The sequence below is a fragment of the Halorubrum sp. Boch-26 genome (genome assembly GCF_029889805.1).
Taxonomy (GTDB): Archaea; Halobacteriota; Halobacteria; order Halobacteriales; family Haloferacaceae; genus Halorubrum.
In genome coordinates this window covers 19,507-43,101 of the sequence record NZ_JARANT010000002.1, presented here as the reverse complement: position 1 = coordinate 43,101, position 23,595 = coordinate 19,507, and the positions used below count along the sequence as shown (strand labels likewise).

The window sequence follows — 23,595 nt, the reverse complement described above, 5'->3', positions numbered from 1 at the left end:
ATATGAAAGCCGTCGTACTCGCGGGGGGTTACGCCACCCGACTCTGGCCGATCACCGAGCACCGACCGAAGATGTTCCTACCGGTCGGCGACAACACCGTTATCGACGAGATATTCGAGGACCTCGAGGCCGACGACCGCGTCGACGAGGTGTTCGTCTCAACGAACGAGCGCTTCGCCGACACGTTCGACGAGTACCTCGCCGAGAGCCCGTTCGAGAAGCCGACGCTCTCGGTCGAAGAGACCGTCGCGGAAGACGAGAAGTTCGGCGTCGTGGGGGCGCTCGAACAGCTCGTCGACCGCGAGGACGTCGACGACGACCTCATCGTCGTCGCCGGCGACAACATGATCAGCTTCGATCTGGGCGACTTCGCCGACTTCTTCGAGTCGAAGGGGACGCCGACGCTGGCCGCCTACGACGTCGAGGACCGCGAGCGCGCGAAGTCGTACGGGCTCGTCGAGCTCGACGGCGACGAGGTCGTGAACTTCCAAGAGAAGCCGGACGACCCGAAGAGCACGCTCGTTTCCATCGCGTGCTACGCGTTCCCGGCGGAGACGCTGCCCGACCTCTCGACGTACCTCTCGGACGGGAACAACCCGGACGAGCCGGGCTGGTTCCTCCAGTGGCTCCAAGAGCGCGGCGCGGTCCACGCGTACACCTTCGACGGCGCGTGGTTCGACATCGGCACCGCCGACAGCTACCTCGACGCGGTCGAGTACGCCTTGGACGGCGGCACGCTCGTGGCCGACGACGCGACCGTCGAGGGCTCCGACCTCGGCGACGTGGTCCACGTCATGTCGGGCGCGACCGTCACCGACTCGACGCTCGACCGCTCCGTCGTCTTCCCGAACGGGACGATCACCGACTCCGACGTCCGCAACTCCGTGATCGACAAGGGCGTCACGCTGGAAGGCGTCGACCTCTCCGGCGCGCTGATCGGCTCGTACACCTCGATCACCCGAGGCGACGACTTCTAGCGGGCGGCGATCCCGAAACGCCTCCCGTCGCTCTCGGTCGTCGTTTCGGCTCTCCGGCTACTCGCCTACCGAGCCGTCGGCCTTCCCGTGCGTGTGGTGATAACAGTCGAGCGCGGGGTCGCCGCCGTCGCTCGCGGGATCGAAGCACACCCGCTGGTACCGCTCGTTGTCGAGTAGGTTGACGACGAACCCGTCGGCGTGGCGCGACACCGACTCGTAGGGGTCGCCGCAGGCGGGACAGGTCGTGGGGGGGTCCTCCGGAACGTGCATGACGGTCGCGCCGCTTCGCGCGTCGCAGATACGGGCCCGACGAGTAAAACGGGTTCGGCGATCGAGGTGAGGTGCGGTCGCGGTCTCCGCACCTGCGATGGATCGTATCGCTACGACCCGTTTCCGCTGTCACCGCCGCCCTCGACGCCGAGCGCGTCGAACAGCTTCCGGCGGACGGCCTCCTCGGTGAGGTGGAGGAGGGTGTCGCGATTGTCGCCGCTCGACTCGATGCCGGTGAAGATGCCCAGGGGGATCTCGAGGGACCCCTGCGTCGAGTGGCCGGCGGCGTCGCCCATCTCTGAGAACGCCTCGTCGAGGACGTTACCGATGTTGAGGCGGATGTCCTTCGAGCGCGCGGCGAGGTAGATGGTGTCGTCGGCGATCCCCAACACGGCGGTGGTCGTGATCCCCTCTAAGTTGAGCAGGTGTTGGGCGGCCTGCGCGAGCGCCTCGCGGTCCCGGATGAAGCCGGCCGTCGAGAACAGGTAGCTCCCCTGTACCTCGCGGTTCTGGATCGCCTCCGCGAGCACGTCCAGCGTCTCGGGGCTCATCGAGGGCGACTCCACCTGTTCGAGCGTGTCGTGGTTCGCGAACGGGTGGAGGTAGGCGGCCGCCGTCAGGTCCGCGGGCGTCGTGTCTCGCTTGAAGTCGAGCGTCTCGGCGCGGATCCCGTACAGGAGCGCGGTCGCGACCGCCTCCGTCGGTGACTGGTCGAACTCTTGGAGGTACTTCGTGAGGATCGTCGACGTCGAGGAGACGTTCGTCCGCACGTCCACGAACCGGGCGTCGAACGGAACGTCCGCCTCCAGGTGATCGATGTACACGTCGAACTCGACGTCGAAGTCGAAGCCGTCGTCGGCCGACTTCGCGAGGTCGACCGCGGCGACCGTCTCGTACTCCGAGAGGTCGTCCGCGTCCGACCGCGCCACGAGGTCGATCCCGAGGAGGTTGACGAACGCCCGGTTCTCCTGGTGGCCCACGTCACCGGAGTAGAGGATGTCGGCCTCGACGCCGAACGCGTCCGCGATCGCCTGGAGAGCGGTCGCCGACGCGATCGAGTCCGGCTCCGGGTTGTCGTGAGTCAGGATCGCCATCCGGCCGCCGCCCTCCTCGATGATCTCCGCGAGCTGGCGCGCCATGTACTCCAGCTCGCCGGTTTCGAGCGACTGGAGGGCGCTGTCGGCGATCACCGTCGAAGGGTTGATCACCACGTCGGCGCCGCGCTCCCGAAGCTCGTCCTCGCTGACCGGGTCGGAGGCGCGGGCGACGAGGTAGTGGTCGCCGCCGACCTCTCGGATCGCCGAGACGGCCGCCTTGTTGGCCTCGACGTCGCTGGCGAGGATCAACACGATGTCGCGGTCGTCGAGCGCGTCGACGACGTCCGGCTCGGCGATGTCCTGCACGCGGGCGTTGAGGTCCTGGTCGCGGAGCGCCTCGACGCGGCTCTCGTCGCGGTCGAGGATGAGTACGTCCTTGCCGCGATCGGTCAGCTCCTCCGCGACGGCGTGTCCGACGCTGCCACAGCCGAGGATCGCGTATCGCGTCCGCGCCGATCCGGATGCGCCACTACTCATTGCACGTGATTTCCCCGGGACGACACTTAACGAGTGCGCTCTCCGTCCGGGACGGCCAGAAACTGTCGACTGAGTCGATCGATCCGGCGGCGACCGCGACGCTACTGCGTCACGGCGTCGCGCGACTCCTCGCCGGCCGGCCCGGTCGCTCCGCCGCTCGCGCGCCGCCGGTTCCGGACGAGGCCGACGGCGAGTATCGCCCCGCCGACGCCGCGGGCGACGAGCTCGTTCGTGACCGAGTAGAGCGCGACGTCGAGGCCCGCGAGCCCGAGCGCGGCGCTGGCCGGGAGCAACACCATGCCGGGGACCGACAGCAGCACCGCGGCGGCGACGAGCGAGACGCGCGACCCGGAGCGCACGTCGGTGTGGTAGTAGCCGATGATCGCGACGCCGAGCGCGTACACGCCGGCGAACACCGCGACGATCGGCGCCGCGACCTCGGGCAGGAAGAAGCCGAGGTCTGCGAAGTCGGCGCCGGTCAGGACTGCTCCCTGCCCGTCGGTCGTGCGGAGCAGGAGGATCCCGGGCGAGAACACGAACGCGAAGGGAACGAGGATCTTGTTCAACGAGAGCAGGAACGCCTGCTTGCCGGTCTCGAAGGGGTCGGATTTCGCGATCCCGGCCGCGGCGTACGCGGCGACCATCACCGGGGGCGTCACGTCGGCCATCAGTCCGAGGTAGAGGACGAACAGGTGGACCGCTAAGATCGCGATCCCGAACTCGGGCAGGACGGGACCGAGCAGCACGACGATAATGATGTACATCACCGTCGTCGGCATCCCCATCCCGACGATCACGGCCGCGAGCCCGGCGAGGATCAACAGGAGGACGAGCGACCCGCCGCTCACGCTGATGATGAGCGCGCGGAGGCTCCCCCCGAGGCCGGTGATGCCGATCACGCCGGGAATGACCCCCGCGGCGGCGACGGCGACGACCACGATGGTCGCCGTCTTCGCGCCGGAGTCCATCGCCTTCAGGACGAACGACCCGAACTGGCCGGCCCGCGAGCCCGCGATTTCCCGACCGACCCGCTCATCGAACCACGCCCCCGCCTCGACCACGTCGTCGTCGAGATTGAGCAGCGGCGCGTCCCCGCGCGGGTCCGCCAGGAGGAACACCAGGCTGATCGTCGCCACCACGGTCGGCAGCGACGCGGCCGCCGACCGCAGCGCGGCGCCGATGCCCACGTCGGCGCCGCCGGCGGTCTCGGCGCCGTACAGCAGTTCTATCGGGGTCCCCCCGGTCGAGAACAGCGAGACGGCGAACAGCGCGTAGCCGGCGAGGATGCCGCCGACGAGGTAGCTTCCGGTCCGCTCGTTGTAGGCGGCGACCATCGCGATGAGCGCCACGGTCGCGACGATCGTGAGCCAGCCGGCGCGCCCGACGGAGAGCCGGGCGATCACGAGGTAGTACAAGAGGAGTCCGAGCGGGACGAGGTAGAACCACCCGCGACGCATGTGCGGCCCGATGTCGAGCAGTTCGGACCGTTTCAGTCCGCCGATTCCGCGCTTAGCGGCCTCGAAGTGGACCATCACCCACATCCCGAAGAAGAAGGCGATGGCGGGCAGCGTCGCGGCGATGACCACGTCTCGGAACGGGGTCCCGGTGTACTCGACGATGAGGAACGCGGCCGCGCCCATCACCGGCGGTAGGATCTGTCCGCCGGAGGAGACCGAAGACTCGACGGCGCCGGAGAACTCCGGCGAGTAGCCGGAGCGCTTCATCAGGGGGATCGTCAGCGCGCCCGTCGTCACGGTGTTCGCGACCGAGGAGCCGGAGAGCATTCCCATGAACCCGGAGGCGACGACGCTCGCCTTCGCCGGGCCGCCCTTGCGCGTGCCCGTCATCGAGTACGCCAGGTCGATGAACCACTTGCCGGCCCCGGACATCTCTAGGAACGCGCCGAACAGGATGAAGATGTAGATGAATCGGACCGAGACGCCGACCGGGACGCCCAAGATGCCCTCCACCGTGTACCAGAGGTTCTGGACGATCTGGTTCCAGCGGAGCTGCGAGGTGGCGAACGTCTGGGCCACCGGCAGGTCGCGAGGCAGGAGGTAGCCGTACTTCGCGTACAGGAGAAAGAGGCTCACGAGCAGCGTGAGCAGCAGGCCGAGCGCCCGGCGCGTCGCCTCCAACACTAACAGGATCGCGAGCACGCCCATCAGGTACGCGAGGCTGTAGTCGGCGAGGAACCCGACCTCCGCGAACGAGAGCCACGGGACGACCTCGCCGAGGGCTCCGGCGCCGCCGAGGCCCCGTACGCGGATGATGTCCGTGATCTCGTCGTACTGCGTGATGTAGTAGATCGTCGGGAACGTCGAGAGAGCGATCAGCACGAGGTCGGACGGCGTGATCCGCGTCGAGTCCTCGTCGACGAACGCCCACCAGACCGCCCCGCGGATCCGCTCCGCGATCCGGGTCACCGGCGAGTCGCCGACGCGGTCTCGAGCCACCGCCGGCAGCGAGCCGATCCGTCGTGTTATCGCCCCGGTCTCCGTCGCTCCGGGGAACAGGAGGAACGCCATCACGAGCGCGAAGTTCACGTGGATCGCCCGGATCTGCAGCGACGCGAGCGACGCGAGTTCGACGACCCCGAAGCCGGGGATCGTGAACTCGAAGACGAATCCGCGGGCGCCCAGCCACAGCTGGAACGCCGAGAAGAGGATCCCGACGATCGCCACGGCGACCAACGGGACCCCCGTCAGCGATCGCCGGTTGTCGATCTCCTCGAAGACGTCTTTCGCCGCCTCGCTCCCCTCTGGGTCCGGTTCGATCGTGTCCGATGTGTTTGTCGTCACAGTTGTAGTGTCCTCCTGTGTGTGTCGCCTCTGCCGCGCGTTCGGATCGGCCGCCGCCTCTGTTGCGCCGCCAGCGTACCGCCCCGTGACCCGGCGTCAGCGCCGCTCGATAGTCAGTTCGACCGCCCCGCTGTCGCTCATTGCCGCGATGTCGTACCGCTCGTCGCCGACGATCAGGTCGTGGTCGGCGACCGCACCCGTCTTGAGGTGGAGCGTCTCGTACGTCGCCGAGGGGGGTTCGTATATGTATCGGCCGTCGCGCTCCGTCACGTCCGCCTGCGACGGGAGCCCCGCGCCGAACGAGCTGAACGCCATCCGCGTCATGACGAGTCCGTCGTCGGACGGGACGTACACGTCCCGAACGAGAGTCTTCTCGACGCTGTGGGTGTACTCGATCACGATCTCCGTCTCGTCGTCGACGGGAGCAGCAAGCAGTTCCGATCCGTCCTCGTCGGTCACGACGAGCGTCTGTCCGCCGGTTACGGCGTCCGCGCCGCCGCCGAGCGCGATGCCGCCGACGACCGCGAGGGTTGCGAGCGCCGCCACGACCGCGGCGAGAAGCGTCTTCCCGCCGATCGACGACGTTCGCACTCCCATGACCACGTTACTCGAAGTAACGGGCCGCCCCCTCGTGCAGTTCGACGGACATGCCGTCCTGCGCCGAGTCGACGCTGATGAAGTCCGTCTTGATCGACAGCTGGTCGAGGTTCTCGAAGATGGCCTCCGTGACCGCCTCGACGGTGTCAGCCGAGAAGTCCGAGCGCGTCGCGATCATCGCTTGGACGGAGACCGTGTTGACGTCCTCGTCGATGCCCTCGTAGGTGCCTGCGGGGATGGTGTCGTCCGCGAACCAGGAGGCGTCGTCGCGGGCGGCCTGCCGCTCCTCGTCGGACATGTTGAGGATCTGCACGTCGGTCGTCGTCGCGAGCTCTTCGACCGCGCCGACGGGCCAGCCGCCGACGACGAACGCGGCGTCCACGTCGCCGTCGCGGAGCTGGTTCGCCGCCTGCGTGAAGTCGGTGTTCTGCTCGTCGAAGTCGTCGGTAGTGAGCCCGCCCGCCGACTCGAGGATCTGTAGCGCGTTCACCTGCGTCCCGCTGCCGAGGTCGCCGGTGTTGACGCGCATCCCTTCCAGGTCGGAGAGCGAACTGACGTCGGCGTCGGGGTTGATCAGGACGTGGATGGTCTCCGGATACAGCGTCGCGACGCCGCGGAGGCTCTCTACCGGCGAGCCGTCGAAGGCGTCGAGCCCCTCGCCGTTGCGGGCGAAGTAGGCGATGTCGTTCTGGATCAGCGCGAAGTCGGCGTCGCCGTTGCCGAGGCTGCCGACGTTCTCGACTGACGCGCCCGTCGAAGAGACCTCGACCGGGTAGTCGGTCTGGTTCTCGATGACTCCCTCGAACTCGCCGGACAGCGGGAAGTACGTCCCGCCGGTACCGCCGGCGTGCCAGCGGATGATGTCAGTGCCGCCGTCGCTGCCGTCGCTGCCGTCACTTCCGTCACTCCCGTCGCTTCCGTCGCCGCCGTTGCCGGAACAGCCGGCGATGCCGACGACGCCCGCCGCGGCCGCGCCGCGAAGGAGTGTCCGCCGGTCGATCCGCTCGTTGTTTGTGTTGTCTGACATACGGTACGTAGTACACAACAGGAGTTAAAAACGGTTTCCCATGCGACTGCGACCGCCACGATCGACGCCGGACGGAGATTCAGCGCCGTCGAATGAAAAGGTCTTTTAGTTCGACAGCGGTAGAATTCGATGAGGGCCGGTAGCTCAGTTAGGGAGAGCGACGGACTCTTAATCCGTCGGTCGCGTGTTCAAATCGCGCCCGGCCCGCTCCGTTAATAAAAGGTAGAGGCCTCACTGATACATTTTTCGGTCGATCAGCGATCCCGCTGGAGGTGGGGCTATGAGCAGCGTCGATCGGCGGATCGACGTTGACCTCGACACCGACGAAAACGTCGCAATCGCGGTCGTCGAGGAGCGCCGGGAAGTCGAAATCGACGAGCTGTTCGACGAGAACGATGAGCTTCGGCTCTGGCAAGACGACGCGGGATGGAGCGGATACATCCGCAAGATCGTCGACGGCGAGACGCGGTACTACTCGGTGAACACGCGGTTCGACGAAGACAGGTGGATCTCCAAGATCCGTTGCGGTGAGAAGGCGGTCCACGACGCGATTCGGAAGCATATCGAGGACAGGCATGCGGGTGGCGTCGGCAACTTCGTCAAGAGGTGTTCGCCGCCATGAGCGCGGAGACCGCCGTTGAGGAGCACCGTGAGCAGATCGCGAACCGTCTCGGCGAGCCAGATCGACTCCAGTTCCCGACCGGATGGGCCATGTCGACGAGCTGGCGACGGGCTCAGGCGGCTCCGTCGCAGGTCGGCGCTGCGAACCCGGCCGAGTTCGACGTGCTGCTCGGCTACGTCGACGACGACGGCCTCGCGAAGCACCGCGTTCTGTTCGCGCTCTACGAGGGCGAGCTCGTCGCTGAGTGCGAGTGTGACGGCTACCGCTTCCGCGGCTGGTGCGCTCACGTCGCGCTTCTCTGGTGGAAATGGAGCCGCGAGGACCTCGCTGTGACCGATCTCGACGCCGGTCGAACGCACCTGTCGCCGCCGTGGTGGCTCTCGATCGACGACGCCGAGCGAGATCGCGTCGACACCGAGCCCGACCAGCCGGTCGCGGCCGACGGAGGTACCGAGCGATGACCTCCGTTTCGACTGTTTCACGTGGAACAACTGGAGGGTACGAGTCGTACGAAACCGCGACCCCGTCGTACGACACCGATTCGGCGGTTATCGGCGCCCGTTTCGCCTCTCACGCCGAATCTGTGAAGTCGTACGAAGGTACGGGGGTGTGGAAGAATCGGTGCCCACGTGACGCACCCGAGCGGGTGCTCGCGAACTTTAAGCGGCGCGCGCGCCGCCGCGCATTATGCGGCCATGGCCGTGCTCGCAGGCGTAGCGGGGTGGCGGCATGAGCGAGTCGCGAGTCGCGAAGGCGACGATCCGTGACGAGGCGCGACTCGACGCGCTCGCGGAAGCCGAAGAGGAGCACGGGTCGCTCGCGGATGCGATCCGGTTCGCGGTTTCAGAAGCCTACGTCGATGGCGACGACGCGAGCGAGACCGACGACGGCGAGATTCCGCTTAAGGCTCGTGAGGGGCACCGGAAGCTCGTCGAGTGGACCGGGATCGGCGGGCGGATCGAACTGGAGACGGCGGAGTCGGTGCTCGCGAATCACCTGAACATCAAGACGGACGCGATCCGGCGGATCGTGGTGAAGCCGCTGAAGGCGGCAGACGTGATTCGGCTCCACCAAGGGGTTCACGACGTGTGGGTCATCGTCGGATCGCTCGACGACGCGACGGCGAGCCCCGACCCCGACCCGGACGTGCCGGCGCAGAAGGCGGCGACGGACGGGGGCGAGGCGCGCGAGCGGCTCGACGAGCTCGCCGCGGCCGACACGGAGGTGACTCGTAATGAGTAGTGAGCGCGCCGTCAGCGCCGCCGAGAATGTCGACAAGCGCGGGTCGTCGGGCGACGAGCCTTACGAGACCGATCTCGACGAGCGCCGCGTCATCTACGCCTACTGCTGTACCTGCAAGGAGACCGAGACGCTCCTGCTCGAAGTTGGGGACGACTCGCCGTGGGCTCATGACGAGCAGAACGCGAGCCACGAGGTCGAGTACTGGAGGGAAGCATGAGTCGGGCACAATCGGCTCGTACAGCCACGGGCGTCGACGTGGACGCTGCCGACGAAGGTCGGCAAGACTCCAGCTGTCAACACCCCTCACGCGACTGCGAGTGTCCGGGGTGCGACGGGACCAACGGCGGGCTCCGGTTCTGTTCGAAGTGTCGCTACAACGGCTGCACGTCTGGCAAAGCGCTCTGCGGGGGTGAGTGACCGTGGTCTCTTTGCAGACGATCCAGCGGAAGAGCGGCAGTGGCGTCGTGACGCTGCCGAAAGACCACCTAGAGCTACTGGGCATTCTCGACGAAAACGGGGACCCGGAGTCGACATCCGTGGTAGTGAGAATGACGAGCCCCGGCGTTTGGCGAATCGAGCTGGCAGAGGGTGCTGACCTCACTGAGCCGGGAGACGAGATCTCGGTGAGTTCTGCCCGGTCACAGGACACGGAGCAGAACCGTCGCCGTCTGGGACGAGGGGGTGGCGACTGATGTTGCCAGAGACTGCAGCGCCGGAGCAGCCGGCGGTGCTCGATATCGAGGTCGTCGGCGATCGGACGCTGGCGAGCGTCGAGAAGGGCGATGTCTCGCTTCTCGTAGAAGCGCCGGCGGGGATCTCGGCCGAGGAGCTGGAACAGACCCTGAGTGGTGTCCCGGAGAGCATCGAGCAGACGACCAAGCGGTTCGCGGACACAACGACTATGAGTGCCAACACCACCGAAATCGACGGGAGTACCGACGCCGAGGACGCGACTGACGACGACCTCGGAGGTGGTGCTTGATGGCGGCCGCTGACGCGGAAGCTGCAGACGGTCAGAGCGGAAAGGAATCGACAACGAAGGCGGTCGAGGGAATGACGGTGATCGTCCGCGCCGAAGTGCTGCAGCAGGTGGTCGACCAGCTGCTGACGGTCGTCGACGAGGCGATCTTTCGAATCGGCTACGACGGGCTCGCGGTCGCGGCGGTGGATCCGGCGAACGTCGGCATGGTCGAGCTGGAAGTCGAACCGGGCGCGTTCGAGTCGGTCGGCGACGGGATGTTTCCGATCGGGCTGAATCTGCAGAAGCTCGACGACTACATCGATGGGGCGAGCGGGGGCGATCCGGTGGAGCTGTCGTACCGGCCTGAGACACGGTCGATCGACATCGAGCATACGAACGTCGAGGTGGAGATGTCGGGGATCGACCCGGATGCGATCCGTGGCGAGCCCGACGTTCCAGATCTCGATCCCAGCGTGGAGTTCACCGCTGACGCGGGGGTGTTCCGTGACGCAGTCGAGAACGCAGAACTCGTCAGCGACCACGTCGAGTTTGAGGCGGTCGTCGACGACCAAGCGCTCGTCGTGAGCGGCCTCGGCGACACGGACAAGATCGAGACGGTGCTCGACTCAGACGATCTCCCCAAAGCGAACTTCGAGTCGGACGCGACCTCGCTGTACTCGCTCCCCTATTTGGTCGGTGGATCTACACAGGGGGGCAAGTACAAGGGACTCCTGAAGCCGCTGAACAGGGACACGGACCTTCGTGTCGAGTTCTCTGAGGAGATGCCCGTGAAGATGCACTACGACTTCGCGGAAGGATTCGGCCACGTGACCGTGATGCTGGCGCCGCGGGTCCAAAGTAGGTGATGACGGTGTGCGAAACTACCACCTCGGTGAGAACCGCGTGCAATCGTTCGCAAGGTTCGAACACGCGAAACCCGGTCACGGAAGTGGCGCGGGCTACGAGCGCTGGCGATCGACAGAGCACCGCCCGCACACGGCGACATCCGGCCGAGAAGATGTTTACGTCGCGCATCATCGGCTGCTCGCGGTCGTCGAGTGCTACTCGCTCGACGAGCCGATCGAGTCGGTGCTCGACGATCTCGCGGAGAAGGACGTGCACCACCAGAACGGCGTCAAGTGGGACAATCGACCGGGGAACATCGAGCCGGTCGAGCACGCTCGGCACGCGTCGATCACCCAGGAGCAGGTTCGAGCGTGGGCGGAAGACGAGAAGCGCGAGCAGCGGCGTCGTGGAGCTGCCGTCTCGGAGGAAGCCGTCTGTGACGGGTGTCACGAGCCCGCGGAACTGCTCGCGACATCGCCCGGCTTCGCCGGCGAGCGGTGCCTGGAGTGTGCGAGACGAGAGTGCGATGGAGAGCCGATCAAAGTCTAACGGAGGTTACCAATGAGCGACGAGAACCTAGAGCGGATCGCGGAGGCGATCGAGCTACAGAACGCACTGCTCCTGCAGCTGGTGCAGGACCAGCGGGGCCGAGGTGACAGAGAGCGTCCGGGGGAGACATCACGGTCGGACCGAGCGACGGCGACCTCGGTTGCAGACTCGTACGGAGACCTGTACGGCGGGTCGATCGGCTCGTGGGAGTTCAAGCCGGTAGCTGAGCAGGTCGAGCAGATGGGTGATCTCGATGGGTGACGCCGAGATTGTTCTCCGGAACATGGACCGTGAAGAGGAGGAGCGGGCGATCGAGGATCTCAGAGAACTCGGGTACAAACGCGAGGTGATCACCATTGAGCGGTGAGCAAGACAGCAGAGCAATTGAACGTGGGAAGTACGGCGATCTCCGTCTTGATCCCGATGCGCTCGGGACCAGCTACGAGCAGGTCGGGGACGACTTGAAGGCGAAGGTCCATCCGAGCAATCGGCTTTACCTCCGCGTTCGCGACTCAGAGGATCGCCGGAAGTGGAACGAATACAGCGTCCCTCTCGGGGGTGAGAGCGATGGCGAGTGACACGACCAAGGGCGAGTGGAACCCCGGCAAAAAGTATCAGGCCATTCTCTCGCAGATTCAGGATGTGCTGTCTTCAGGCGAAGAACGTACCGTGCGCGATGTCTACTACGCGCTCGAATCCCGCGGTCACAAGTGGGAATATCGGTACGTGAAGCGAGCGGTCAAGAAGGGCCGGCGTGCCGGCTACATCGACCCCGCACAGATCGTCGACGCCTCACGGACGGCAGAGAACGTTGCGGCGACGGGGTGGCGTGACCCCGAGCACTTCGTCGACGACCGCGTCGACGAGGTGTGGAACGACTACTGGGAGAGCTTCTGGCGCGAACAGGAGACCTACGTCGAGGTGTGGCTCGAAAAGCAAAGTCTCGCCTCTGTCTTCGCGCCGATCTGCGAGGAGTACAACGTCCGCCTAGAGGCGACTCGAGGAGACTGGTCCGACTCGAAGGTTTACCAAGCGAGTAACCGAATCAGGGAGAAAATCACCGACGGAAAGGATGTCAGAGTTCTCTATTTCGGAGACTACAATCCCTCTGGCTTCCACGCGCCTGTCAGCATCCTCGACGCGATGGGGTACTACGGTATCGACCTTGGTCGGGAGTTCCCTGATTCCAACGATCACCGCTACTACAATGCCGAACACGGGGCTCCGTTCTGGTTCCCAAACTGCGATGGAACCTTCGCACTGGAGAGGAAGGCACTGAACACCGAACACATCGAGCGGTTCGAACTCCCCGAGAATCCGGTACCCTCGTCTTCGGACAAAGACGCGACGATCAAGCGGTCGTTCCGTCGGTACGTCTCCGACGGGCGTGACACCAACGTCGAATTGAACGCGCTGAAAGAGTTCGAACGGGAGTTCCTCGAGGACCTCGTCCGCGACGCGATCGAGGAGCACGTCGACCTAGAGAAGAAGCGTGAGGTCGAAGATCGAATCCGAGATTCTCGAGAGCAGCTCGCCGAGTGTATCGAGATCAACCGGGACGCTCTGGAGGTTCCCGATGACGACTAATGAGGAACTCTCGGACGCGTTCATCGCTATCGTCGACGGCGTGGGCTGCGATGTCGCTCACTTACGGAACGAGTGGCGGCAGCGGACGGCCTACGGCCGGCTTCGGATCACGCCGCTGCTCGTGGTGTATCCGTTCATCGCGACGTTCTACATCGTGTCAGCGGGGTTGATGTACGGGCTCTTCAGGGGAGCACAGATCGCAATGGCCGGCTGGCAGCGACTGTGTGACGCACGAGAGCGCCTAGAGCCGGAGGTCTACGATGGCGAGTGACGGATCCACCGAGAGGGTCGATCGAAGTCGGACTGCGATCGCCCGTGAACACCTACTTGGTGCGACCGTCTGGGCGTACGGCGGAGGCGGAGCCCGAGTACGTCCGTGGACAACCGCCCGAGACGTGCGGACGCCTGCGAGGTTGGACGATGCCTAGCGAACGCTCGGTGGTCTACCGGCAGCTCACCCACCCGGCGACGTGGGTCGGCGTTGTGTTCATCGCGGCGGCGACGCTCGTCCCGCTGGTGCTGTACCCTGAGCATCCAGATGTCGTCTCGACGACGGCGGTGATCGCGTTGCTCTGTGGAATCGCAGCCGCGCGTATGGCAGAGTACACTGAGATCTCGGGAGAAACAGACGATGTCGAGTGAGCAAGAGACCGATCGGGGGTGTGTCAACGCCTAAGACGAGTTTGGGTTTCTTTGTATAGACTCCCAAACTGACCGCCCTTCCTCGCTGTACCGTTTATAAACAACCCACCACAGAACACACCGAACAATGGATTCCCAAACTCAAGAGAAGGCGACCGTCTGGCTGAAGCCGGAGCAGGTCGAGAAGATGCGGAGTGCAACGGTCGAAGCGAGCGCGACGTACCTCGCGACGCGAAACGACGCGCTGATCGCGACGCTGTACGACTCGGGGCTTCGCGTGAGCGAGGCGATCGCGCTCGATGTGGACGACCACCTCGACCTCGACGACGGCGTGATCGCGCTCCCGGCCGACCTCCAGAAGGACTACCCGACCGACCGCTCGCCGAGCTACACCGAGATCGAGCTCGCCGACGAGACAGTTCGAACGCTCCGGATGTACCTCGCCGGACGATGGAAGGAGACCGCGGCGCTGTGGCCCTCGCGACAGTCGAACCGGATGTCGACCGAGTCCGTGCGGAACGTCGTGCGAGACGCGGCTGTCGCCGCCGACGTGCGTCCGATGACCGTCGCCGGTCGTGGCGAGCCGGAAGACGTGACACCGCACACGCTCCGCCACAGCGTCGCCTATCGGATGCTCAACGTCGAGGACGGGAACACGTTCTACGACGTGCGGAACCGGCTCCGGCACGCGAGTATTCAGACGACCGAGCGCGTCTACGACCACATCGACCGAGTCTGACCGGAATTCACACTGAGATCGCCGTATATCTCGATGTGACGCCCTCTGAGATCGACCGGTTCGGAGTTGCTGCTGCCTGCTCAGAATCTGACCCATGCGCGGGCGTATGTATAGGGACGTGAGGGGGAGGGGAAGCGGACCGGATCGATCGTCGCGATAGAGCGTCAGCTCGGCGAGTGAGCTGGCGGGCGAACCGTCGAAGGAAAAGACCGGAGTTACAGGTCGGCTTTTGACGCCGGGATCGACCGGCCGGTCGAGCGCGTGGGCTGTGAGTCGTCATCGGCACTACCCGCGCCGAGCGGTTGGACCGTGAGGACACCGTCAGAAGTGGAGGAGTAGAGGTGTGCGTCGATCACCTCGCCGTCGTCATCGACTAGTCCCCACTCGCGGAGGACCTCTTTCGGGATGACCATACCGCCGCTTCCGTTACCGAGATCGCGCAGCTTGCGGATATCTCCGGACATCGATTACGTATTGTCTCGGTACAACTTGAAAATGTGGGGTTATTGTCTCATTCTGGTGTATTCACGTCTGTAGACACGACAAATATTCTGATTATTCGATCGTTCGATCGGTATATTGCTCCGTGAAATAGCGAGGCTGAAATCTCGCGTCTTCAGATGTACTGCTAACTCGCTCCTGTCGGCTCTTCTTCTGGCTCCTCTAGCGGGAGATCGCGCTTGTGAACGATCGCCAGCTTCGAATCGGTGTTCTGAGCGGTTTCAATTCGTTCGAGGATCTCGCGTGCAGTCTCAAGCTCGGGCGGTATTTCGAATCTGTCTCCCTCTACATCTGCTCGGGCTTCACAACGGGCGATGTAGATCTTGAACCGGTAATCGGTGCCAATCGCTGTCCAGACGGCGTCTTGGGAATCGGTGAGTTGCTCCTGCCATGAGTCGATAATCTCCTCAATCTCGTCGCGGCGCGCCTCGGGAGGCGGAGTTTCGAATCCGGTTACATCCTCGATGATCTCGTCGAAGTCCTCGCTACTGAGCAGTGGGTCGTTCTCCCATCCATCTGGCGCGTCACCTTCTATCTCCAAGAGACGACGAAGGTCATCGATCTCTTGCTGGTGAACGACGATCGGATATCCAGGTCCGTACGTATGACGGGGAAATCGTTCTTCTCGCTCAGGCTGAACATCTTCGAGGGAGGGCCGGCTTGAGGGGAGGAGGTCGTGGATCCAACTCATTACGAAACGTGACGATCACCGGTTATATCAACTTTCTGTGCTACCTACTCGTCGAAAATTGTACCTGTAGTGCTTGCTCGTCGGATCAGTTCGTCGTGAGTTCAGAGAATACGCCAACTGAAACCGATTTCAATCACTCGGCAGAATCGCGGCGAGTCGCGCCGAGCGGGAGATTACGCGCTCGCGCGTACGCCAACCCACCACCTCCCCCCGCGATGGAGACCGGCGGTATACACCGAAATCTCGGTCGGCGACGAGTGACTGAAAGTGGGTGGTCGAATCGGCGTCGACGATCGCGATCACCGAAATCGACAGCCAACACTCAATAGCGATCGCCGAACAAAGTCCCACTACGTGACTCCGATCAACGAGTCTGACTACCACGGCTCCGACTGGATGGGGTTCGACTGGTCACCGTGGCTCAGCCTGAACCCGGCCGACGGCGAGCTCTCGGAGATCTCCACGAACCCGGGTATCTACCGCGTTCGACATCTCGATCGAGACGGCCTCACCTACATCGGCCAGACTGGTCGCAGCCTCCGCGGCCGCCTTCGCGCTCTCTCGGGGTGCTACAAAGACGAGATGCCGTACACGGACCCGCACGTCGCGGCGCCGAGCCTCTGGGCCGTGAGACAGGAGTACGGGCCTGCCTTCCAGGTGTCGGTCATCGAGCCCGACGACATCGACCAGCGACAGCGACGGCTCTCGATCGAGGAGGCGCTGATCGCGGTGTACCGCCGCGAGTCGGGCGAGAACACGACGGCGAACTTCGGGCGCATCATCGAGGGCTACAAGCGGTCGAGCCAGCGCTCGGGGGGATTTACCGGCGGTGCGCTCGACGACGACGAGACCGAGTCGAACTCGGCAACCGGCATCGGACCGCTCCCGTGGACGGACGCCGACGAGCCGACGAGTCGATCGTGGATGGGGCTCGACTGGACCGAACCCGAACCGCTCGCGAACGCGTACGGGCTCCCGACCGATGCTGGTGTGTATCGGATCTGGGACCGCAAGGAGCCGGAGCCGCTGGAGTACATCGGACAGAGCGGGAACCTGAAGAGTCGGCTCTACAAGCACCGCCGGAATCGGGATGAAGCGTTGGTGTTCAGCTACGCGATCGTCGACGACGGCGACGCACAGCACAAGCGCGAGCAGATCGAGACGGACCTGATCGGCGCACACTGGCTGGCGAATACGAAGGCGCCGCGAGACCAGTTCTGATCAGCGTTGGCGATCCCACCAGAAGATTTCACCTCTGAGGGGTGTTCTAACACTCTCATGTGAGAGGGAGAGATTACATCACAGCACTGTTGACACTGTGCTGATGGGAAACACCAAAGAGGCCGTGCCTCACAGTTGAATTAGATAATGACGATCGCGGATTTCCTCACTCCTCGGGACGAAGTTATCGAGGGTCAGTTCCAAGGAGTTTTGCAGGCTCACAAGGTGGGCTCCGATCAGGATCGATTGGAGAACGATGCAGATCGGCTGTTCTCGATGACTTATCCCTCGAACGCCCTCCAGACGGCCTTCGATCACGTGGATAACAAGCTTCGTGGGCGGGACAACCAAGGAGGAATCACTCTCTCTGGGCCCTATGGAGCCGGGAAGTCTCACGGTCTTCTCGTGCTTTACCATATGTTCAACAGCCCAACCGTCGCTCAGAAATGGGTTGACGAATGGGATGTTTCCTTAGATCTCCCCGAGAGCTCGAAGGCAACAATTCACTCCACTAGCGAGACCGACGCAGATCTCATCTGGGAACCGATTTTCGAGGATCTAGGTCGCGAAGATATCCTGGACGACATCAAACGGTACCCGACAACAGAGCATCTCGAACGACTAACCGAGGAGGAACCAGTCGCTATCTTCTTCGACGAGATCGAAACTTGGTGGGAATCGTTCGACGAGAGCGAGAACGAAGAGCTGCTCGAACGAAATGAGTTCTTCCTCCAGCATTTGTTCGAAGTGGCGAACGACCCAGAGGAGGATCTCTTCGCTTTTGCCACCCTCCTCGACAAGAGTCAAGACATCAAGCGCATCGTCAATCGAACCAATCCCTACGCCGTCGATATGAACGACACGGGGGACCGAGAGCAGATCATCCTCCATCGGCTCTTCGAAACTCGTCAGGGTGATGTCGACGAAAAGGCGATTCGTGATGTTGTCAGCGAGTACGTCGATCACTATAACTACCCTATCGAGATTGACGAACCCAAGCGATATGAGAACCGTATGGTCGAGACATACCCGTTCCATCCCGAACTTCTCGACCTACTCGATGATGTCTACGACGCGGGTCGGGAGCGACAGAGCGTCCGTGGTGTGATGAACGTTCTTGCTGATACGGTCCGCCGCAAGTATGATGAGACAGATCTCCTTATTACGTGTGACATCACACCGAGCGCCTTCCGAGGCATCAATCAGACACTTTTCAACCGCTATACCTCCGACAAGGACGCCGTCGACGACATCGACTTCGGCGATGACCTCCTTCGGACGATCTTCCTCTACACTATCGAGGAACGGGGACAGCGAGCGTCAGTAACCGAGTGCCTCCTTGGAACGTTCAAGCCGGAGAAAGCGACGGTCGACAAGCTCCACATGTCGTTGGAAGGGCTCTACGGGGTTGCTCACTATCTCGATCGCGACTCGCAGAAAGAGAACTACTACCTCACCGAAGATCCGAAGCTCACGGCGCTGGTGACTCGTGAACAGGAGCGGGTACTCGAAGACGACCGTGGCAGCATCGAAGAGACCCTTGTCGATGTTGTCCGTAGCGATGTCTGGAGTGATGATGTGTCTGTCTACCCTGACGAGGATGTCCCCGACAGAAAGGAACTGACCACCGTGGTGATGCTTGATTACCTCTCTAACGGGGCACTGCGTGCGAAGCTTGACGACTTCTTTGGGGGACGGACTTACCAGAACACGATTCTGTTTGTCACACCAAAGAAGGAAATCCGCGACGATGAGGAGATAATCAGCAAGGCAGCTCGTGTTTTAGGAGCTGAAAATCTCCGTGGGAACGTCGACGACGGCGGAGAACTTACGTCGATCATCCGTGACGAGCGGCGAGAGCTTCGGAACGAACTAGAAGACCGGTTCGGGAAGTGGGTGAAGTGGAGCGAAGACCCAAGTGGTGATGGAATTCGGATGCGTCGGATCGATGTCGCGGCAGATGTCGACGACGTGAAGGACAAGGTTGGCCGAGACAAAACCTACGTCGGCGAGAAGATCCGAGAGGAAGTTGCGGATGCTGAGAACGGTATCGCAATCGCGTCGATGCTCAACGACTTCAAGCAATTCCGTCGGATGCCCATACTCCTCTCCGACGAAGTCTTCTACTCGGCGGTTAGCCAGCTATATCGCGATGAGAAAATAGTACTCGAAGGGGATCGAGCAAACTTCTACGTACCACAGAAGGGCGATGCGCTGCCTGACCTCTCTGACGACCTAACAATCCATCATCCAGATAACCTCGACGAATCAATCTTCGAGGAAGAGCCTGAGCCAGTACCAAATAGTGAAGACGAGGGCGAGGGAGAGATCGACGATACGACGACCCTCAAACAACAACCCGAAACGAAGTCAGTGCCTCCCAAGTCCAACAATACGAGTCCTGTCACAGTCTCCACGGAGGCTATCAAACTCGAAGGAAACAGTGCTCGTGTACTGCGGAGCATGGCAGACTCGCGGATAAACGGGGAGAAAGACGCAGCAACACATATCGATCTGTCCTACGATGTCGACAACCTCTCGAAGGACGAATTGGTCGAATTCCTTGAGCAGCTCCCGAGTGGGGAACACATCGATGCAACAGTGACCGTGGAGCGTGAAGATGAGAACTGAGTCTCTCACCCGGCTGATTGAGAGTGACGACCCTGTCCCAGCAGTATGGGATACCCTCTGGGACATCTGGTATCCCGCCGGCGACGATGTCACCGAGCATTACGGACGCGAGACCGACGCTGTGAGCTACGAGCGTCTTCTACTGGATGTCTATCAGGAATTCTTCACTGATGTCTTGCCCGACAAGTGCGTCAATGAAGCCTCCCTCGATATCCCCGAAGACGGGACGTTCGTGGTAATGGATGCGATGAGCGTCCGCGAGGCGTCAATGTTCGTCGATATGCTCGAAGACGAAGGACACGAACCTGAGACGGGATTCTCCTTTTCCTCAGTTCCCTCGGAGACAAAGTTCTACCGCGATCGAGTCGACTATTCCCAGATCAAGAAAGACCACAAGACGGCGGATGTCAAGAGCCAAGAGCCCAGTCTCGACGGCGACGAGGAGATCATCTGGTGTCGGTACCCCGACGCCCTCCTCGAAAACATACAGGAGGGGAAGACAAAACTCTCGTCGATTGAAGAGATGTACGAGAAGACTGAGACGGCGTTACAAGCGATCCTTGATCAACTGGATACTGATCGCGTGGTGATCGGTTCGGACCACGGGTATGCCCGCCTCGATTCCGGGCACACCTTCCAGATAAGCGATAGCGAGAAGTCGGCCCTCCAAGAGACATTCAGCGGACGATTCGAGAGTGTTGGGGACGTTGACGCGAGACATCTCGTCAACGCGGGACTCGTCGTCGAAGCAGACGGATACTACATGCCTATCGGCAGATACACCTGGCCTGCCCGAGGCAAGTACAGTACCTTCCAACATGGCGGACTAAGCCTTGCTGAGTGCTTAACTCCACGAATTAAATTAGACATTGAGAAGTAATATCGTGGTGGAAAGGTTTTTATTCGAGAGAAGAAAGTAAATATAGAATGAACGTCTCTGATGCTGACGTATTCTGGATAGAAACGGGCTCCATGCAAGGCGAAGATAGATACATATTGGAGATCGCAGAACACTTAGCAGACTTTTTTGAAGAGAAAAGTGGTAAAGAAACAACAATCGCTATTAGACATCAGGGTGCCGTATGGGACAGCAGAGATTTCAAACATCATAGCTCTGACCACTATACACCTCAGTGGAGGATCTTTTTTCCAACTGCGTTCAGTGCATTCTCTCAAACATATTATCCAAATAAGATAGCTCGGTTTGAGAAGGATACAGCAGATAACACCTGGTATAGTGGACGCTGTTACAATTTAGATATTAGAAATCCCTCCCATAGTGACGTAGATAACTGGAGAACACACGCTGAGTCAAATGGCGTTTTGGGTTCCACGGGGCAAGGAGCTCAGGGAAGAGAATATGGGTACTACTGATATCATTCTGTAGTTTGTCTGATAATCAATCGAAACCCTAACACAGTTATAGAAACCGAATACAAAACAATGAGCGACAAGCGACCTATCGAAATCTCATTTCCAATTGACCAAGTGAATGAGATAGCCGAAAAAGAAGCCCATGCCAAACGCTACTATCGCCCCGTCTACACCATGCACAAATGGTGGGCACGGCGACTGGGTTCGGTCTTCCGAACGATGCTGCTCTACTCGCTCGCCGACGAGGAAATGTCGGTCGACACCGGTGGACAATCAACCATCGATGGACTTCCGGAAGTAGACTGGGAGAATCCTGATGCTCTCTGGGATTACTACCTCGAAGACATCGATTTCGGAGACAAGACCGTCCTTGATCCCTTCATGGGTGGGGGGACGAGTATTGTTGAATCTCTCCGTATGGGGTGTAACGCTATTGGGAGTGAACTCAATCCCGTCGCGTGGTTCGTCGTGAAGAAGGAAGTCGAGCCCGTCGATCTGGATGAGCTTGACGCTGCGTTTGAGGAATTGGAAGAGAGTGTCGGCAAAGAAATTAAAGACTACTATCGAACTGAGTGCCCGCATTGCGACGATCACGCCGACGCTATGTACTCTTTCTGGGTGAATGAACTCCCCTGTCGGAACTGTGGCGAAGATGTCGCTCTGTTCAAAGACTACCGTCTCTCTAATGCCCGTTCCTCGAAGGACGATCACTATAACGTTATCTGCCCCGATTGCTGGAACGTCTTCGAGACGGACGACTACCGTACAGACACCACGTGTCCCGAGTGTTCACACGAATATGTTCCGAAGGACGCAGGGAACGTCTCCCGCGGGAGCTACACCTGCCCCCACTGTGACGAACATCCCGAGATGTCGATTATCGAGAGCGTCGAACGCTTCGGGAAGGCTGAGCGATCCCTCTACGCTGTCGAATACTACTGTCCTGAAACGGGCGAGAAAGGGTACAAATCGGCAACGAAGTTTGATCGTGATTTGTTCTCCGAGGCTGAGTCAGAGCTCGAAGAAAAGCGTGACGAGCTCCCCATCCCGACAACAAAACGGTACCGAGGAAGCTCAGACCGTGCCCGAAAGCATGGATACGAACGTTACGACCAGATGTTCAATCCGCGACAATTGCTTTCCTTATCTAAGCTGCTGAAAGAAATAGAAAAAATAGAGGATCAGAACGTGAAGGAATTCCTCCTGTTGGCATTCTCAGACACTACGACATTCAATAATATGTTCTGCGAATATCACACTTCTGCGAACAAAATACAGGGGATGTATAAGCGGCACACTATCACGGCACGGCATACTCCTGTTGAAAATAATGTTTGGGGGACTGAAGAAGGAGCCGCAACCTTCTCTACAGAGTTCGACAAGATGCGGGCGGGTAAGGAATTCTGTCTAAATCCCTACGAGAAGTACGTCGAAGATGGAGAGACGAAACAACGCGACGGGGTCGGAAAGATCGAGGGCTACGTCACCGACGATCCTGCTGAGATCGGTGAGCCCGTCGAGGGGAAAGAAGACGCGACGTATAATGTCCATCTCCGCTGTGGGACTTCGGAGTATCTTCCGATAGACGACAACAGTGTTGATGCTGTCATCACGGACCCACCGTACTTTGACAACGTGATGTACTCGGAGACTGCTGACTTCTACTATGTGTGGCTGAAGCAAGTGCTCGAAGACGAGTACGATCACTTTGGTGCCGAACTCACGCCAAAGGCAAGTGAAGTAGTGAGCGACCCAGCTGGCGAGGATAGCGTCGACACCTACCGCGATGAAGATCACTTCGTCACGGGTCTGACGAACGTCTTCGACCAAGCCAACCAGAAGCTCAAGGACGACGGAATCATGGCCTTCACCTTCCACCACAAAGAGACTGAAGGGTGGAGTACGGTCTTGAGGTCCGTTCTCGAAGCGGGGTTCTACGTTACTTCCCTGTACCCCATCCGTGGAGAGATGCGAGGCTCCACGCATATCCACGATAAGGCCAACATCGAGTACGACATGATCGTCGTCTGTCGGAGCCGTGAGGAAGACCCCGAGACCGTCAGTTGGCGGTCCCTCGAAGACGAGATCTACTTCCGAGCCCAAGAGGAGATCGACCGTCTCGAAGAGAGTGGCTCCCGACTCACGCAAGGGGACATCTTCGCAGTCACGATGGGCAAGTGTCTCGAAGTGTACTCGCGTCACTTCCCGAACGTCACCCACGAAGGGGAACAGATGTCCGTCAACGACGCTGTCGGGACGATCCGTGACATTGTCGACGAGCAGCTAATGGAGGAGCGGGTCCAGACGATGGGTGACGAGATGGACACTCTGAGTGCCATCTACCTCACCTACGTACTCGGACGGGGTGGAACGGTCTCCTACAACGCACTGAACAAGGATCTGCGTCAGCGCGGCGTCGATGTCGCGGAACTCGTCAACGAGCGTCTGTTGGAGCAGGAGGGTGACGACCTGAACGTTCGTGGTCCACTAGACCGTGCCGACGATGTCGAACGCAAGCAGAACCCCCTCGCTGTCGACAAAGCTCACTACCTCCGCTACCTCTACGAGACCGATCAGTTGGCTCAGAAGTTCGGAAAATGGACAGATGAAGGGGCCATTGCTGCTCTTCGACGACTCGCCGAGATCGAGAACGACGACGAGTACATCGACATCGCCGAGTACGTCGAGGATCGGACTGACACCCAGCTCGATCTGGAGGATTTCTCGTAACAATGCGAATTCT

General features: G+C 61.4%; 26 protein-coding genes and 1 tRNA gene. 20 read left to right on the top strand and 7 right to left on the bottom strand.

Translation table 11 applies throughout. The features are described 5' to 3' along the window. Positions 1-2: 2 nt before the first annotated feature. Positions 3-977 carry an NDP-sugar synthase gene (locus OQF71_RS00625; RefSeq protein ID WP_280585111.1) on the top strand — a complete coding sequence of 325 codons (975 nt, stop codon included), beginning with the start codon at positions 3-5 and terminating at the stop codon, positions 975-977. A 57-nt stretch (positions 978-1,034) separates the two neighbouring features. Here the strand turns inward: OQF71_RS00625 and OQF71_RS00620 are convergent, their stop codons facing one another. From OQF71_RS00620 to OQF71_RS00600, 5 genes are all read right to left on the bottom strand, one after another. Continuing rightward, positions 1,035-1,247 (bottom strand): hypothetical protein, encoded by a 213-nt coding sequence (locus tag OQF71_RS00620; protein WP_280585110.1) that lies wholly within the window; start codon positions 1,245-1,247, stop codon positions 1,035-1,037. Between the two features lie 110 nt (positions 1,248-1,357). Beyond that, positions 1,358-2,821 (bottom strand): DHH family phosphoesterase, encoded by a 1,464-nt coding sequence (locus OQF71_RS00615; RefSeq protein ID WP_280585109.1) that lies wholly within the window; start codon positions 2,819-2,821, stop codon positions 1,358-1,360. Between the two features lie 101 nt (positions 2,822-2,922). Then, positions 2,923-5,622 carry a TRAP transporter fused permease subunit gene (locus OQF71_RS00610; protein ID WP_280585107.1) on the bottom strand — a complete coding sequence of 900 codons (2,700 nt, stop codon included), beginning with the start codon at positions 5,620-5,622 and terminating at the stop codon, positions 2,923-2,925. 96 nt (positions 5,623-5,718) lie between these two features. After that, the gene (locus OQF71_RS00605; protein ID WP_280585105.1) at positions 5,719-6,219 is read right to left on the bottom strand and encodes a DUF1850 domain-containing protein; all 501 of its coding nucleotides are present in this window, start codon (positions 6,217-6,219) and stop codon (positions 5,719-5,721) included. A gap of 7 nt (positions 6,220-6,226) precedes the next feature. Further along, on the bottom strand, positions 6,227-7,246 hold the full coding sequence (locus OQF71_RS00600; RefSeq protein WP_280585103.1) for a TAXI family TRAP transporter solute-binding subunit: 1,020 nt from the start codon (positions 7,244-7,246) through the stop codon (positions 6,227-6,229). 133 nt (positions 7,247-7,379) lie between these two features. Here OQF71_RS00600 and OQF71_RS00595 point away from each other — a divergent pair. From OQF71_RS00595 to OQF71_RS00530, 14 genes are all read left to right on the top strand, one after another. Further along, positions 7,380-7,453: transfer RNA gene (locus OQF71_RS00595), tRNA-Lys, on the top strand. Between the two features lie 73 nt (positions 7,454-7,526). Next, positions 7,527-7,868, top strand: coding sequence for a hypothetical protein (locus OQF71_RS00590; RefSeq protein WP_280585101.1), 342 nt, complete (start codon positions 7,527-7,529; stop codon positions 7,866-7,868). Beyond that, positions 7,865-8,329 carry a hypothetical protein gene (locus OQF71_RS00585; protein ID WP_280585099.1) on the top strand — a complete coding sequence of 155 codons (465 nt, stop codon included), beginning with the start codon at positions 7,865-7,867 and terminating at the stop codon, positions 8,327-8,329. The genes OQF71_RS00590 and OQF71_RS00585 overlap by 4 nt, the downstream gene beginning before the upstream one ends. A gap of 268 nt (positions 8,330-8,597) precedes the next feature. Then, positions 8,598-9,110: a hypothetical protein gene (locus tag OQF71_RS00580; RefSeq protein WP_280585097.1), complete on the top strand. Its 513-nt coding sequence runs from the start codon at positions 8,598-8,600 to the stop codon at positions 9,108-9,110. After that, positions 9,103-9,327: a hypothetical protein gene (locus OQF71_RS00575; RefSeq protein ID WP_280585095.1), complete on the top strand. Its 225-nt coding sequence runs from the start codon at positions 9,103-9,105 to the stop codon at positions 9,325-9,327. Before OQF71_RS00580 ends, OQF71_RS00575 begins: the two co-directional genes overlap by 8 nt. 211 nt (positions 9,328-9,538) lie before the next feature. Continuing rightward, complete coding sequence (locus tag OQF71_RS00570) at positions 9,539-9,802, top strand: hypothetical protein (protein WP_280585094.1); 264 nt, start codon at positions 9,539-9,541, stop codon at positions 9,800-9,802. A 35-nt stretch (positions 9,803-9,837) separates the two neighbouring features. Continuing rightward, positions 9,838-10,092, top strand: a complete 255-nt coding sequence (locus OQF71_RS00565; protein WP_280585093.1) for a hypothetical protein — start codon at positions 9,838-9,840, stop codon at positions 10,090-10,092. Further along, a complete protein-coding gene (locus tag OQF71_RS00560; RefSeq protein ID WP_280585091.1) occupies positions 10,092-10,937 on the top strand; it encodes a hypothetical protein in 846 nt (281 codons plus the stop codon). The genes OQF71_RS00565 and OQF71_RS00560 overlap by 1 nt, the downstream gene beginning before the upstream one ends. A 7-nt stretch (positions 10,938-10,944) precedes the next feature. Beyond that, positions 10,945-11,466 (top strand): HNH endonuclease, encoded by a 522-nt coding sequence (locus tag OQF71_RS00555; protein WP_280585089.1) that lies wholly within the window; start codon positions 10,945-10,947, stop codon positions 11,464-11,466. 12 nt (positions 11,467-11,478) lie between these two features. After that, positions 11,479-11,727 carry a hypothetical protein gene (locus OQF71_RS00550; RefSeq protein ID WP_280585088.1) on the top strand — a complete coding sequence of 83 codons (249 nt, stop codon included), beginning with the start codon at positions 11,479-11,481 and terminating at the stop codon, positions 11,725-11,727. A 306-nt stretch (positions 11,728-12,033) separates the two neighbouring features. After that, entirely contained in the window at positions 12,034-13,053 is a 1,020-nt protein-coding gene (locus tag OQF71_RS00545; RefSeq protein WP_280585087.1) for a hypothetical protein, read from the top strand. Then, positions 13,043-13,324 carry a hypothetical protein gene (locus OQF71_RS00540; RefSeq protein WP_280585085.1) on the top strand — a complete coding sequence of 94 codons (282 nt, stop codon included), beginning with the start codon at positions 13,043-13,045 and terminating at the stop codon, positions 13,322-13,324. Before OQF71_RS00545 ends, OQF71_RS00540 begins: the two co-directional genes overlap by 11 nt. Before the next feature lie 149 nt (positions 13,325-13,473). Further along, positions 13,474-13,695, top strand: coding sequence for a hypothetical protein (locus tag OQF71_RS00535; protein ID WP_280585084.1), 222 nt, complete (start codon positions 13,474-13,476; stop codon positions 13,693-13,695). 127 nt (positions 13,696-13,822) lie between these two features. Beyond that, positions 13,823-14,434, top strand: a complete 612-nt coding sequence (locus OQF71_RS00530; protein ID WP_280585083.1) for a tyrosine-type recombinase/integrase — start codon at positions 13,823-13,825, stop codon at positions 14,432-14,434. 215 nt (positions 14,435-14,649) lie between these two features. Here OQF71_RS00530 and OQF71_RS00525 read toward each other — a convergent pair whose 3' ends face one another. Then, a complete protein-coding gene (locus OQF71_RS00525; protein WP_280585082.1) occupies positions 14,650-14,898 on the bottom strand; it encodes a hypothetical protein in 249 nt (82 codons plus the stop codon). Between the two features lie 164 nt (positions 14,899-15,062). Next, entirely contained in the window at positions 15,063-15,626 is a 564-nt protein-coding gene (locus OQF71_RS00520; RefSeq protein WP_280585081.1) for a hypothetical protein, read from the bottom strand. Positions 15,627-15,980: 354 nt separating this feature from the next. Between OQF71_RS00520 and OQF71_RS00515 the strand changes: the two genes are divergently transcribed. The 5 genes from OQF71_RS00515 to OQF71_RS00495 all read left to right on the top strand — a co-directional run bounded on the left by OQF71_RS00515 (position 15,981) and on the right by OQF71_RS00495 (position 23,582). Next, positions 15,981-16,847: a GIY-YIG nuclease family protein gene (locus OQF71_RS00515; protein WP_280585079.1), complete on the top strand. Its 867-nt coding sequence runs from the start codon at positions 15,981-15,983 to the stop codon at positions 16,845-16,847. Positions 16,848-16,994: 147 nt separating this feature from the next. Next, positions 16,995-19,478 (top strand): DUF499 domain-containing protein, encoded by a 2,484-nt coding sequence (locus OQF71_RS00510; protein ID WP_280585078.1) that lies wholly within the window; start codon positions 16,995-16,997, stop codon positions 19,476-19,478. Further along, positions 19,468-20,358, top strand: a complete 891-nt coding sequence (locus OQF71_RS00505; RefSeq protein WP_280585077.1) for an alkaline phosphatase — start codon at positions 19,468-19,470, stop codon at positions 20,356-20,358. The genes OQF71_RS00510 and OQF71_RS00505 overlap by 11 nt, the downstream gene beginning before the upstream one ends. A gap of 47 nt (positions 20,359-20,405) precedes the next feature. Next, positions 20,406-20,852 carry a hypothetical protein gene (locus tag OQF71_RS00500; protein WP_280585076.1) on the top strand — a complete coding sequence of 149 codons (447 nt, stop codon included), beginning with the start codon at positions 20,406-20,408 and terminating at the stop codon, positions 20,850-20,852. 69 nt (positions 20,853-20,921) lie between these two features. Beyond that, complete coding sequence (locus OQF71_RS00495; protein WP_280585075.1) at positions 20,922-23,582, top strand: DNA methyltransferase; 2,661 nt, start codon at positions 20,922-20,924, stop codon at positions 23,580-23,582. Positions 23,583-23,595: the final 13 nt, after the last annotated feature.